This is a genomic window from Streptomyces sp. NPDC045956 (assembly GCF_056430705.1).
Map to the genome: position 1 here is coordinate 152,063 of NZ_JBWKKZ010000003.1, position 13,653 is coordinate 165,715.

A 13,653-nucleotide genomic window follows, 5' to 3' on the forward strand; every position below is an offset into this window, starting at 1 on the left:
TCACTCGCCGGGGGCGGCGGTGGCCCGCGGTGCCGCGCTCAGATGCTCGCCGATCTTCTTCACCAGCATGTTCATCTGGTACGCCACGACACCGACGTCGGCGTTGGGTCCGGTGAGGACGACGAGGTGGGCGCCCGGACCCGCCGAGGTGAGGATCAGGTAGCCGCCCGCCATCTCGATGAGTGCCTGGCGCACCGGGCCGCCGCGGAAGTCCATGCTGACGCCCTTGCTGAGGCTCATCAGCCCGGACGCGGTCGCCGCCAGCCGCTCGGCGTCGTCGCGCAGGAAACCGGTGGACTTGCTGACGACCAGTCCGTCCTCGGAGAGCACCACCGCCTGGTTCACGTCGGCGACCCGCTCCACGAGTCCGGTGAGCAGCTGGTCCAGCTCGGTGTGCGTGGCGGGGGAGGGTCGGGTCATGGCGTGTCCTTGATCGGCGGTCGTCGGTCGGCGGTCGGGGTCGGGGTCGGGGGCGGGGGCGCGGCGGAGGGGAGAGCCTGCTCGTCGTCGGGGAGACCGGCGGCGGTGTCGCCGACGGTGGTGTCGTCCTCGGCGGCCTGGGCCCGCAGGGTGCCGCGCTGGAAACCGGCGAGGGACGAGGCGGCGCGCTCGGCGGTGAAGTCGGCGTAGCCGTCGTCGGCGGCGTCCGGGCCGTCCGGGCCGGCGACGGGGCCCTCGTCGCGGAGTTCGGCGGCCAGGCTCGTCTGCGGCACCCGGCGGGGCAGCGGGACGAGTCCGTCGGCCTCGGCGGGCGAGGCGGCCGGCACCGGACGGGCCGGCGGCGAGGTCCGCTTCACGGGAAGGGGACGGCCCTCCCCGGCACCGGACGCCACGCTCGCGAGAGCCTCGGGAACCGGCGCTCCGCCGTCGGTGCCGGACTCCGCGACCGGGTCCGGCACCACGATGTCGTGCGGGACGAGCACGATGGCGGTGGTCCCCCCGTACGGCGAGGAGCGCAGCGTCACGGTGATGCCGTGCCGGTGGGCGAGCCGGGCGACGACGAACATGCCGAGCCGCAGGTCGTCCGCGAGCGCCACGACGTCGAACTGCGGGGCCACGGCGAGCTGGGCGTTGAACGAGGCGTAGTCCTCCTCCGACAGCCCCAGGCCGCGGTCCTCGATCTCCACGACCAGGCCCTTGGCGACCATCGCGGCCCGCACCCCGACCGGCTGGGGGGCGGGGGAGTACGCGGTGGCGTTGTCGATGAGTTCGGCCAGGAGGTGGATCACGTCGGCCACCGCGGGCGGGGCGAGGGCCACCTCCTCGTCGGTGTGCAGCTCCACCCGCTGGTACTCGGCGACCTCGCCGACGGCGCTGCGCAGGATGTCGACCAGCGCTACGGGCTCGCGCCAGGTGCGCCGCGGCTGCTCGCCGCTGATGATCACGAGGTTCTCCTCGTACCGGCGCAACTGGCTCGCGGTGGAGTCCAGTTCGTAGAGACCCTTGAGGATCTCGGGGTCGGTGTGCTCGCGCTCCAGGGCGTCCAGCTTGCCGAGCTGCATGTTGACGAGGTTCTGGCTCTGCCGGGCGATGCCGAGGATCACCTTCTGGAAGCCGCGCCGGGTGTCGGCCAGTTCGACGGCGGTGTGCACGGCGGTGCGCTGCGCCGTGTTGAACGCCTGTGCCACCTGGCCGAGTTCGTCGCTCCCGTAGTCCAGCGGCGGGGTCGCCGACTCCACGTCGACCTTCTCGCCCCGCTCCAGCCGGGCCACCACCTCGGGCAGCCGCTCCTCGGCCAGGCTCAGGGTGGCGAGCCGCAGCCCGCGCAGCCGGCGGGAGAGCGAGCGGGTGATGCGCCAGGACATGCCGACGCACAGCAGCAGGGCGACCAGGCCGCCCGCGCTGAGGGAGGCCGCGGTGATCAGCAGTCCGCGCGCCTCGGCGGCGCTGCGGTCGAGCAGTCCGTCCGTCTGCTGCCGGATCAGTGCCGCGTACTGGTCGGAGACCTTGTCCAGGGCGGTCGTCCAGCGCTGCCGCGCGTCCGGCAGGTCGATCCGCCCGTCACCGCCCGGCGCGCGGGCCGCGAGCACCTGGTCCTCGACGGACTGCACGGCCGCCCACTCGGGGCTCGCGAGGATCCGCTCGGTCTGCGCCTTCGCCTCACCCCGCAGGGAGGGGACGATCTGGTCCTGGACCAGCCAGCGCCGGGTGTGGACCAGCTGGGCGAACTCCGCCCACTCCTCCTCGCCCATCCGGTCGGACGGCCAGGCCAGGGTGAGCCGGGCGTCCTCCTGGGACACCAGTTCCGCCGCGTGCTCCAGGGCGACCAGCGGTCCGGCCTGCGAGGTGAGGTCGCCGTCGTCGACCTGGGAGAGTTCCTCGAAGGCGTGGATCTGCTCGTCGATGATCGACGTGTACTGGTCGAGTGCCTGGTCGGCGGTGATGTCACGGGGGTCGTCGACCTGGTCGCGGTAGTACTCGAGGCTGCCCACCGAGCCCAGCACCGAGTACAGCCGGTCCGCGACCCGGTCGGGCGCCTGCTCGATCGTCTCCGACCGGCCGACCAGCTGGGCCACCGCCGCGTCCGACTTCTTGCGCTGGGCGTCCAGTTCGGTCCGGTCGCCGCCGGGGCCCGCGAGCCACGCCGCCGACAGACTGCGCTCCTTCTGCAACGCGAGCGCCGCCTCGGTGCCCATGGCGCCGGTGGACCGGCTGAGTTCCGTCTGCGCCCGCAGCCGCAGGCCCTCGGAGAACATCTGGATCGTCGTCACCCCCCACACCGTGGCGAGGGTGACGCCCGGGACCAGGGCCAGGAGGATCAGGGAGAGACGTATGGAGCCGAGGCGGCGCCGGGCACCCGTCCGTGCAGACATCGTCGTCCTAGGCGATCAGTGGGGAAGGCTGTCAGGTGTGCGCCGACGCGTGCGGCCGCGGGGCCCGGTCACCGGGTGCCGCCCGCGGCGAAGCGTGCGACCGCGTCGGCGTTGGCCCGGGTCACGAAGGCGGGGCCGGTCAGGACGGGCGCCACTCCGCCGCCGCTGACGTTGCCGTTGGTGCGGTACAGCCAGAGCGCGTCCACCGCGAGGTACCCCTGGAGATACGGCTGCTGGTCCACCGCGAACTGCACCTCGCCCCGCTTGACCGCGGCGACCAGGTCCTCGTCCAGGTCGAAGGTGGCGACCCGGGCCCTGCTGCCCGCCTCCGCCACGGCCTCGACCGCGGTGAGCGCGAAGGCCGCGCCGTTCATGACGACCTGGTCGATGCTGGAGTCCTGCCGCAGCCGCGCCGTGACGGCCGCGCCCACCGCCTCCATGTCGGTGCCCTCGACGTAGAGCATCTCGGTCTCGCCCCCGAAGGTCTTCTTCACCCCGGCGCAGCGGGCCTCCAGGGCGACGTTGCCCCGCTCGTGGATGACGCACAGGGCGTGCCGGGCCCGCAGGTCGTCCAGCTTGTCGCCGACGGCCCGGCCCGCGACGCTCTCGTCCTGCCCGAAGTACTGGAGGAGCCCGGTCGACCGCCAGGCGTCGATACCGGAGTTGAGCCCGACGACGGGGATGCCGGCCGCCTCCGCCTCGGCGATCGGCCCCTTCATGGCCTGCGGTTTGGCCAGGGTCACGGCGATGCCGTCGGCTTTCTCGCGAATCGCGTCCCGCACCAGGCCGGCCTGGTCGGCGGTGTCGGCGTCACCGGCGTACGTCAGGTCGACGCCGTCCTTCGCGGCGGCCGCCTCGGCGCCCTTGCGCACCCGGTCCCAGAAGGCGTCGCCCTCACCGCCGTGGGTGACCATGACGATCTTCATCGGGTCGCCGCCGGACCCGGCCGCGGCGCCGGTGGCCGAGCCGTCCTCGTCCGCGCCGAGGGCGGAGCAGCCGGTCGCCAGCAGGCAGAGCGCCGCGGCGAGGGCGGCGGCGCGCAGACGTCCGGGCGTGGGGGTGGACGGGGGAGGAGTACTCATGGGGGTCGCGGCACCTCGCTGTGCGGCCGAGCAGGAGGAACGGGGCGAGGGGGACCGGAGCCGCGTGAGGGTGCGCCAACCGGGTGAATCTCGCCTGGCCGGAGCAAACCGTGTGTGACCGCCGGTAGTCAAGTGACCCGCGACCTGCCACCAGTTGTCGGTGCCGCATCGTGATGAACGGGACGGGTGAAACGTGAGTGAACGGATGAGGTCGCTCGACGCCCCTCGTCCGCGCCCCGGCTCCCGCGGTGGCGCACCCGGTGTCGAGGTCCGGACCACCGGGGGGCCAGGAAGGGGCAGCTGACGGTGCGTTATCTTGTACGGGGGGTTAAGACAGGCGGCACGGCCTGTTGAGTTCCAGCCCGGAAGGTCCAGCCGATGGCGAGGCAGCTACGCGCCGAACAGACCCGCACGACGATCATCGGGGCCGCCGCCGAGCTGTTCGACCGTCAGGGCTACGAGTCGACCAGCCTGAGCGAGATCGTGGCCCACGCCGGAGTGACCAAGGGCGCCCTGTACTTCCACTTCGCGGCGAAGGAGGACCTCGCGCACGCCATCATGGAACTCCAGTCCCTCACGTCGCGCCGGCTCGCCACGGAGCTGGACGGCAGGGGGTACACCTCCCTGGAGGCGCTGATGCGCCTGACCTTCGTGATGGCGCGGCTGTGCGAGGAGGGGCCGGTGCTGCGGGCCGGTCTGCGGCTCGCCACCGGGGGAGTGACGGTGCGCCCGCCGCTGTCGCACCCCTTCACCGAGTGGCGCGAGATCGCCTCGTCCCGCCTCCTGGACGCCGTCCGGCAGTCCGACGTGCACCCGGACATCGACGTCGACTCCGTCGCCCACACCCTCGTCTGCTCCATCGTCGGCACCCGGGTGGTGGGCGGCACCCTGGAACCCGACGCGCGGCAGCCGCGCCGCCTGGCCGGGATGTGGCGCCTCCTCATCCGCGGCATGGTGCCGGTCACCCGGCGCGCGCGCTACCTCACGCTGGCGGCACGCCTGGAGCGGGATCTGACCTCCGCCTGACCTCGGCGGCCGTCTTGGGCCCGGGACGGCCGGCCCCCTCGCCGTGCCCCGCCGCGGCCCCCTCGCCGTGCCCCGCCGCGGCCACCTCGACGGTGCCGCCCGGCCCGAGCCAACGGTCCGGCCGGTCCCGGACGGCGATACGGTGAGCCGCATGCCCGACACCCCGCCGGAGTCCGCCCCGGTCATCCTCGGCAACGCACCGGGGTCCTTCCCCCACAGCGTGCTGGCCGAACGGCACCCCGCCATCGTCCGCCAGGTGCGCGAGGCGTTCCCCTACGACCCCGAGCGGCAGGCCGCCCTCGACGCGCTGCTCGCGAGCTGCGCCGACGGGGCGATCGAGCCGCTGCCCGACACGGCCGACGCCGCGGACCGCCGCCGCTGGGCGGAGTGGGGGACGGACCGGTACGCGGGCCGCTCCTGGTTCGACGTGCCCTGGCTGTGGGCCGAGAGCCACTTCTACCGCCGGCTCCTCGACGCCGTCGGATACTTCGGCCCCGGTCCCTGGCGAGGCATCGACCCCTTCCGGCCCGCCAAGCTCGCCGAACTCCGGTCCGCGGAGACGGACGAGGAACTGGCCGCCCTCGACGACCTCGCCGGCCTGCCCGCCGAGGAGCGGTCCCGGGCACTGCTGCACGGCTCGCTCTGGGGCAACCGCGCGGACCTGAGCTTCCGCCTCTCCGGCAGTGGCGGCCGCGCCGAGGACCGGGCGGCGGCCCTGGTCGCCGACGACGGCGACGCCCTCTGGTCACTCCTCCCGCCCCCGGCGCCCGGCACCCCGGCGCCCGGCTCCCCGGCCCCGGCCACCCTGTGCCTCGTCGCCGACAACGCGGGCCGCGAACTCGTCCCCGACCTGCTGCTCATCGCCCACCTCCTCGCCGAGGGCCGTGTCGGACGGGCGGTCCTGCACGTCAAACCGCACCCCTACTACGTCTCCGACGCCACGCCCGCCGACGTGCTCGACGCCCTGCGGCGGCTGGTGGCGGCGGGCGGAGCTGCCGCCTCCTACGGCGAGGGACTGTGGACCGCACTGGCCGACGGCCGCGTCACCGTCCGCGCCCACCCGTTCTCCTGCGCCCCGTTGCCGTACGCCGACATGCCCGGCGACCTGCGCGCCGAGTTCGCCGCGGCGACGGTCACCGTCCTCAAGGGCGACCTCAACTACCGCCGCCTGGTGGGCGACCGGTACTGGCCGGCGACGACGCCCTTCGCGGACGTGACCGGCTGGTTCCCGGGCCCCGTCGCCGCGCTGCGCACCCTGAAGTCCGACGTGGTCACCGGCCTGACCGCGCGGACGGAGGCCGCGCTGGAGGCGAGCGGGGAACGGCGCTGGCGCACAAGTGGCACCCATGCGCTGATCCAGGTCAAGGGCTGAGCGGACGGCGGCGCGGGCTGAGCGGACGGCGGCGCGGGAAGGACGGACGGCGGCGCCGGAAGGACGGACCGGCGAAAGTTCCCGCCGTCCGCCCTGATTCACGCGATGGTGTGATCATGTGCCGCTGCGCGGATGTGCCCGCGGGGCCATGGGTAGGGCCCGGCCATGACGCAACAGCCCTTCGCACTCCCGCACTTCTACCTGCCGCATCCCGCGCGGCTCAACCCGCATCTCGACGAGGCCCGCGCCCACTCGGCGACGTGGGCGCGGGAGATGGGCATGCTGGAGGGCTCCGGCGTCTGGGAGCGGTCCGACCTCGACGCGCACGACTACGGCCTGCTCTGCGCCTACACCCACCCCGACTGCGACGGGCCGGCGCTCTCCCTCATCACCGACTGGTACGTGTGGGTCTTCTTCTTCGACGACCACTTCCTGGAGAAGTTCAAACGCACCCAGGACCGCGTCGGCGGCAAGGCCCACCTCGACCGGCTCCCCCTCTTCATGCCGCTCGACGTCTTCGCCCCGACGCCCGAACCGGAGAACCCGGTCGAGGCCGGCCTCGCCGACCTGTGGAGGCGCACGGTGCCGGCGATGTCGGCCGACTGGCGCCGCCGCTTCGCCGTCGCCACCGAGCACCTGCTCAACGAGTCCCTGTGGGAGCTGTCCAACATCAACGAGGGGCGGATCGCCAACCCCGTCGAGTACATCGAGATGCGCCGAAAGGTCGGCGGCGCCCCCTGGTCGGCGGGGCTCGTCGAGTACGCGACGGCCGAGGTGCCGGCCGCCGTCGCCGGGTCGAGGCCGCTGAGGGTGCTGATGGAGACGTTCTCCGACGCCGTGCACCTGCGCAACGACCTCTTCTCCTACCAGCGGGAGGTCGAGGACGAGGGTGAGCTGAGCAACGGGGTGCTGGTCCTGGAGACCTTCTTCGGCTGCACCACCCAGGAGGCCGCCGAGCTGGTCAACGACGTGCTCACCTCCCGGCTGCACCAGTTCGAGCACACCGCGTTCACCGAAGTGCCCGCGGTGGCCCTGGAGAACGGCCTGACCCCGGCCGAGGTCGCCGCCGTCGGGGCGTACGCCAAGGGCCTCCAGGACTGGCAGTCCGGCGGCCACGAATGGCACCTGCGCTCCAGCCGGTACATGAACGAGGGCGCCCGGCCCACCGTCGGCCCGCAGGCGCTGACCGGCCCCGGCACCTCCGCCGCTGACGTCGGCGCACTCCTCGCCGCGGCGGCCGCCGGACGCGCGCGCCCCTACGCGCACGTGCCCTACCGGAAGGTCGGCCCCTCGGTGATCCCCGACATCCGGATGCCCTTCCCGCTCGGCCTGAGCCCGGCACTGGAGGGCTCCCGGCGGCACCTGTCCGAGTGGTGCCACGCGACGGGCATCCTCAGCGAGGGCGTCTGGGACGAGGACAAGCTCGCGAGCTGCGACCTGCCCCTGTGCGCCGCCGGCCTCGACCCGGACGCCACCCAGGAACAGCTGGACCTCGCCTCCGGCTGGCTGGCCTTCGGCACCTACGGCGACGACTACTACCCCCTGGTCTACGGCCACCGGCGCGACCTGGCCGCCGCCCGGCTCACCACGGCCAGGCTGTCGGCCTGCATGCCCCTCGACGGTGAGCCGGTCCCGCCGCCGGCCAACGCGATGGAACGCTCCCTGACCGACCTGTGGACCCGCACGACCGCCGGCATGACCCCCGACCAGCGGCGCCCGCTGAGGGCAGCCGTGGACAAGATGACCGAGGCCTGGGTGTGGGAGCTGGCCAACCAGATCCAGGGCCGCGTCCCCGACCCGGTGGACTACCTGGAGATGCGGCGCGCCACCTTCGGCTCCGACCTCACGCTGGGCCTGTGCCGCGCCGGACACGGCCCGGCCGTCCCGCCCGAGGTCTACCGCAGCGGCCCCGTCCGCTCCCTGGAGAACGCGGCGATCGACTACGCGTGCCTCGTCAACGACGTCTTCTCGTACCAGAAGGAGATCGAGTACGAGGGCGAGATGCACAACGCGGTCCTCGTCGTGCAGAACTTCTTCGGCGTCGACTACCCGGCCGCGCTCACCGTCGTGCAGGACCTGATGAACCAGCGCATGCGCCAGTTCGAGCACGTCGTCGCGCACGAACTGCCCGTGGTGTACGACGACTTCCGGCTCGGCGACGAGGCGCGCGGCGTCATGGAGGGCTATGTGACCGACCTGAAGAACTGGATGGCGGGCATCCTCAACTGGCATCGGGAGGTGCCGCGGTACAAGGCCGAGTACCTGGCCCGGCGCACCCACGGCTTCCTCCCGGACCGGATCCCGGCCGTGCCGGTGCCCCGGCGCAGCCCCGTCCCGACGGTCTGACCGGCGTCCAGTCTCACTCGTTCGTGGCTCGTCACGCGCCGGTGCGCCGGGTAGAGCACCAGCCGGAGGCGATCCATGGAACAGACAGCGTTGCGACCCAAGCCGATGCCCGGGCGGGAACCGCGGGCCGGTGCCGCGTCCGCCGACGTCCGGCGCCCGCACACCGGCCGTCGGCGCCGCCGGCGGCTCACCACCGTGCTGCTCGGCGTGTGCGCCGCCACCGCCCTGCTTCTGGCGGGCGTGGGACTCGGCACGGTGGGCGCCACGGTGATCGGCATGAGCGAACTGGCCGAGATGCGGCGGCAGGCGGGCGTCCCGGGATCGGCGGCGGGGGCCCCGGCGGACCCCCGGGCCGCCGGGACGCAGCCGCTGGGCGGTCGGTCCCCTTCCCCGGCCCCGGCCACCGCGACCCTCGGAGTGGAAGCCGTGGACGCCGAGAAGCCGGGGGCCCTGGTCGTGGGCGTCCACGTGCCCGGCCCCGGATACGCGGCCGGCCTGGTCCGGGGTGACGTGCTGCTGGCCGTCGGCACGGACCGCGTCGACTCGGCGGCCGACCTCGCGCACGCCGTGGCCCGCGTCCGACCGGGCAAGGAGGTCAAGCTCACGGTGCGCCACCGCAGCGGCGGCTACCAGCAACTGACGGCCTCGCCGGGCGTCGTCACCTGAGCCCCGCGGGCCCGCTCCCGGCGCGAGCCCCGCGGGCCCGCTCCCGGCGCACCCTTCCCGCGCACGCTCCCGGGCAGCCGGGCAACCCACCTGCCGTCCGGCACGGACCCGGCGTCCCCCGCGTCCGCGGGGCCCGCGGCGCACCGCACGCGCCCGGTCGCCGGGGCGTCCGAGGGCCCGGACGGTGCGCCCCGGACGCCGTGGGCCCTCCCGCGCCCGGTCGCCGGCGTGCGATTACCCGTGCGAATCGGCTCGCGCCGCTCCCGCGCCGAGGGCAGGATGCTGCTCACAGCCCCATCCTCGTCGCCCAGGAGGCCCGGATGACCGGCAGCACGCCCGCTGCTCACTTCACCACCGACGACTACCGGGCCCGCATGGAGCGCGCCGCACGGACGGCCGCCGACGCGGGCCTGGCCGGGTTGCTGGTGGCGCCGGGACCGGACCTCGTGTGGCTCACCGGCTACGCGCCCACCGCGGCCACCGAACGGCTCACCCTCCTCGTCCTCGTCCCCGGACAGGACCCCGTCCTCGTCGTGCCGACCCTGGAGGCCCCCGACGCGGAGAAGGCCGTCGGCGCGCCCGCCCTGACCCTGCGCGACTGGACCGACGGCAAGGACCCCTACGCGGCCACCGCCGCCCTCCTCGCGGACTCCGGGCGGTTCGGCATCAGCGACAACGCCTGGGCTATGCACCTGCTGGCCCTCCAGCGGGCGCTGCCGGGCACGTCCTACGCCTCCCTCACCGAGGCGCTGCCCATGCTGCGGGCCGTCAAGGACGCGGCCGAACTGGAACTGCTCGCCGCCGCGGGCGCCGCCGCGGACGCCGCCTTCGAGGAGATCCGGACGGTCCGCTTCGGCGGGCGCCGGGAGTCCGAGGTCGCCGCCGACCTCGCCGGTCTGCTGCGGCGGTTCGGGCACTCCCAGGTGGACTTCACCATCGTCGCCTCCGGTCCCAACGGCGCCAACCCGCACCACGAGGTCGGTGACCGCGTCATCGAGGACGGCGACATGATCGTCCTCGACTTCGGCGGCCTGAAGGACGGGTACGGTTCCGACACCTCGCGCACCGTCCACGTGGGCGAGCCCACCGACGAGGAGCGCCGGGTGCACGACCTCGTCCGCGAGGCGCAGGAGGCGGGTTTCCGGGCGGTGCGGCCCGGTGTCGCCTGCCAGGAGGTGGACCGGGCCGCCCGCGCGATCATCGCCGAAGGAGGCTACGGCGAGTACTTCATCCACCGCACCGGGCACGGCATCGGCGTCACCACGCACGAGCCGCCGTACATGATCGAGGGCGAGGAGCAGCCGCTCGTGCCCGGGATGTGCTTCTCCGTCGAGCCCGGCGTCTATCTGCCCGGCCGGTTCGGGGTACGCATCGAGGACATCGTCACCGTCACCGACGACGGTGGCCGCCGCCTCAACGACACCACGCGGGAGCTGGTCACAGTGGAGTGAGCGGCGACCGAGAGAGCCCGAAACGCCCCGGCGGTACCCGCCCGCCCCGGCAGACCCGGAAGACGACGGCGCGACCATGACCCAGGCACCGACACCCACCGCGGACACCGTCCGCCGACTGGTCCGCTCCCTGCTGGGCGGGGACGCGGAACCCGCGGCCGTCCGGCCGGCCGCGGAGGGCACCGTCTCCGCCACCTGGTGGGTCGGCGCCCGGCACGTGCTCCGTCTGGCGCCCGACCGCGAGGCCGCGGTGCGGCAGCGACGCGAGCTGCGGCTGCGCGAGCTGGTCCGCCCGTACGTCCCGGTCGCGGTGCCGGTCAGCGTGGCGCACGGCGAGTGGGCGCCGGGCCTGACCTACACGCTGGACGCCAGGGTGCCCGGCGGATCGGGCGCGGAGCACGAGGTGTCGGCGCTGGGGGAGGCCGACCTGGCGGCGCTGCTCGGCGGGCTGCGCGAGGTGCCGGCCCGCCAGGCGGAGACCCTCGGCGTGCCCCGGGCCGCCCCGCGCCCGCTGGAGACGCTGCGGCAGGCCGCCGAGCGCGTCGCCCCGCGCCTGGCGGAGGCCGACGAGTTCGACCCCGCCCGGCCGGAGCGGCTGACCCGGGCGGCCACGGCCCAGCTCGCCGCCCAGCCCGGCGCGGCCGTCCTCGTCCACCGCGCGCTGGCCGGCGAGCACCTCGTGGTCGGCGCCGACGGCCGGGTGCGCGGTGTCCTCGGCTGGTCCGAGGCGGTCCTCGGCGACCCGGCCGAGGACATCGCCGCCCTCGCGCTGTCCATCGGTTCGCCGGCCGCCGTCCGCGCCGCCACCCTCGCCGGTTACGGCGCCCGGCCCTGCCTGCGCGGCCTGTGGCTGGCCCGCTGCGACGCCCTCGTCGACCTCGCGGACGCCCTGCCGGGCGGGCCGCCGACACCGACGGGCGCGGGCAGGCGGACCCCGCCCCTGTCCCCGCTCAGGCTCCGCCTGCGGCGGGCCTGGGAGCCGATCCTGCTGGAACGGGTGACCGAGCTGCGCGAGGACGACGACGGCACGGGCGGCACCGGCCCGGGGAAGTGACGCGGGCGACGCCTCACTCCTGCACGAGCACCACGCTGGACTCACCGGGCAGGCGCAGCACCCCGTCCGCGCCCGGCCCCTCCACGGGCTCCCACGCGGCGAGCACCCGCGCCGGGCGGGCACCCAGCGGGATCGCCACCGGCGCGGAGCCCAGGTTGACGGCCACCCGCAGATCACCGCGCCGGAAAGCCAGCCAGCGCGCGTCGGCGTCGTACGCCACCCTGGTGTCGGCCAGATCCGGAGCGGTCAGGTCCGCCCGCTCGCGGCGCAGGGCGATCAGCCGGCGGTACCAGTCCAGTACGCGCGCGTGCGGCTCGCGTTCCGGCTCGGACCAGTCGAGGCAGGAGCGCTCGCGCGTCGCCGGGTCCTGGGGGTCGGGCACGTCCTCCTCGCGCCAGCCGTGCGCGGCGAACTCCCGGCGCCTGCCGCCTCGCACCGCCTCGGCGAGTTCCGGGTCCGTGTGGTCGGTGAAGAACTGCCACGGTGTGCCGGCGGCCCACTCCTCGCCCATGAACAGCATCGGCGTGAACGGCGCGGTCAGCACCAGCGTCGCCGCGCAGGCCGCCAGCCCGGGGGAGACCAGCGCGGCCAGCCGGTCGCCCTGGGCGCGGTTGCCGACCTGGTCGTGGGTCTGGCTGTAACCGGTCAGCCGGTGCGCGGCGACGCGGCCCCGGTCCAGTTCCCGGCCGTGCCCCCGGCCCCGGAAACTGGAGTAGGTGCCGTCGTGGAAGTAGCCCCGGGTCAGCGTCTTGGCGAGCGCCGCCAGCGGATCCCGCGCGAAGTCGGCGTAGTAGCCCTGCGCCTCCCCGGTCAGCGCGGTGTGCAGGGCGTGGTGGAAGTCGTCGTTCCACTGCGCGTGCACGCCCAGGCCGCCCTCCGCGCGCGGGGTGATGATCCGCGGGTCGTTGAGGTCGGACTCGGCGATCAGGAACAGCGGGCGCTCCAGGTCGGCGGCGAGGCCGTCCACCGCGGTCGACAACTGCTCCAGGAAGTGGCACGCGCGGGTGTCGACCAGGGCGTGCACCGCGTCCAGGCGCAGTCCGTCGAGCCGGTAGTCCCGCAGCCAGGCCAGGGCGCTGTCCACCAGGTAGGCGCGGACCTCGTCCGAGCCGGGGGCGTCCAGGTTGACGGCGACGCCCCAGGGAGTGTGGTGGGTGTCGGTGAAGTACGGGCCGAAGGCGGGCAGGTAGTTGCCGGAGGGTCCGAGGTGGTTGTGCACCACGTCCAGGACGACGCCGAGGCCCAGTTCGTGAGCCCGGTCGACGAACCGTTTCAGCGCCTCGGGCCCGCCGTACGGCTCGTGCACCGCCCACAGCGAGACGCCCTCGTACCCCCAGCCGTGCCGGCCCGGGAAGGGGCACAGCGGCATCAGCTCCACGTGTGTGACCCCGAGCCCGGCCAGGTGTTCCAGTCGCGCGGCGGCGGCGTCCAGGGTGCCCTCGGGCGTGTACGTGCCCACGTGCAGCTCGTACAGGACGGCACCGGACAGCGGGCGCCCCGCCCACTCGGTGCGCCACGCGTACCGTCCCTGGTCGACGACCGCGCTCGGTCCGTCCGGTCCGTCCGGCTGCCTGCGCGATCGGGGGTCCGGCAGTACCGGCCCGTCGTCCACCGCGAACCCGTACCGCGAGCCGTCGCGCGCCTCGGCCTCCCCGCACCACCACCCCGGCCGCTCGGGATCGCGTTCCATCGCCCGCGTGACGCCGTCGCACTCCAGCGTCACCCGGCCGGCCTGTGGTGCCCACACCTCGAACTGCACGGACGGTTCCCCTTCGTCTGCTCACCGTGATGTAGCCCGTCCATGGTCCTGCAAAAGCGATCTCCCCGCTGGTGAAAACCGCCG

At 74.5% G+C, this 13,653-nt stretch carries 10 protein-coding genes; 6 read left to right on the plus strand and 4 right to left on the minus strand.

What is annotated here, in order from left to right:
* The 3 genes from AC07FV_RS09685 to AC07FV_RS09695 all read right to left on the minus strand — a co-directional run bounded on the left by AC07FV_RS09685 (position 1) and on the right by AC07FV_RS09695 (position 3,895).
* Positions 1 to 420: a roadblock/LC7 domain-containing protein gene (locus AC07FV_RS09685; RefSeq protein ID WP_383638956.1), complete on the minus strand. Its 420-nt coding sequence runs from the start codon at positions 418 to 420 to the stop codon at positions 1 to 3.
* Positions 417 to 2,813 (minus strand): sensor histidine kinase, encoded by a 2,397-nt coding sequence (locus AC07FV_RS09690; protein WP_479085957.1) that lies wholly within the window; start codon positions 2,811 to 2,813, stop codon positions 417 to 419. The genes AC07FV_RS09685 and AC07FV_RS09690 overlap by 4 nt, the downstream gene beginning before the upstream one ends.
* A gap of 68 nt (positions 2,814 to 2,881) precedes the next feature.
* Positions 2,882 to 3,895: a substrate-binding domain-containing protein gene (locus tag AC07FV_RS09695; protein ID WP_479085959.1), complete on the minus strand. Its 1,014-nt coding sequence runs from the start codon at positions 3,893 to 3,895 to the stop codon at positions 2,882 to 2,884.
* Positions 3,896 to 4,273: 378 nt separating this feature from the next.
* On the opposite strand from AC07FV_RS09695, the gene AC07FV_RS09700 reads away from it, so the two are divergent.
* The 6 genes from AC07FV_RS09700 (at position 4,274) to AC07FV_RS09725 (ending at position 11,810) form a co-directional block, all read left to right on the plus strand.
* Positions 4,274 to 4,921 (plus strand): ScbR family autoregulator-binding transcription factor, encoded by a 648-nt coding sequence (locus tag AC07FV_RS09700; protein ID WP_479085961.1) that lies wholly within the window; start codon positions 4,274 to 4,276, stop codon positions 4,919 to 4,921.
* Positions 4,922 to 5,072: 151 nt separating this feature from the next.
* Positions 5,073 to 6,293 carry a damage-control phosphatase ARMT1 family protein gene (locus tag AC07FV_RS09705; RefSeq protein ID WP_479085962.1) on the plus strand — a complete coding sequence of 407 codons (1,221 nt, stop codon included), beginning with the start codon at positions 5,073 to 5,075 and terminating at the stop codon, positions 6,291 to 6,293.
* Between the two features lie 165 nt (positions 6,294 to 6,458).
* Positions 6,459 to 8,639 (plus strand): germacradienol/geosmin synthase Cyc2, encoded by a 2,181-nt coding sequence (gene cyc2, locus AC07FV_RS09710; RefSeq protein WP_479085963.1) that lies wholly within the window; start codon positions 6,459 to 6,461, stop codon positions 8,637 to 8,639.
* Between the two features lie 75 nt (positions 8,640 to 8,714).
* Positions 8,715 to 9,305, plus strand: coding sequence for a PDZ domain-containing protein (locus tag AC07FV_RS09715; protein ID WP_479085965.1), 591 nt, complete (start codon positions 8,715 to 8,717; stop codon positions 9,303 to 9,305).
* 320 nt (positions 9,306 to 9,625) lie between these two features.
* A complete protein-coding gene (locus AC07FV_RS09720; protein ID WP_479085966.1) occupies positions 9,626 to 10,756 on the plus strand; it encodes an aminopeptidase P family protein in 1,131 nt (376 codons plus the stop codon).
* A gap of 76 nt (positions 10,757 to 10,832) precedes the next feature.
* Complete coding sequence (locus AC07FV_RS09725; RefSeq protein WP_479085967.1) at positions 10,833 to 11,810, plus strand: aminoglycoside phosphotransferase family protein; 978 nt, start codon at positions 10,833 to 10,835, stop codon at positions 11,808 to 11,810.
* Between the two features lie 13 nt (positions 11,811 to 11,823).
* Here AC07FV_RS09725 and treZ read toward each other — a convergent pair whose 3' ends face one another.
* Entirely contained in the window at positions 11,824 to 13,569 is a 1,746-nt protein-coding gene (gene treZ, locus AC07FV_RS09730) for a malto-oligosyltrehalose trehalohydrolase (RefSeq protein WP_479085969.1), read from the minus strand.
* Between the last annotated feature and the right edge of the window lie 84 nt (positions 13,570 to 13,653).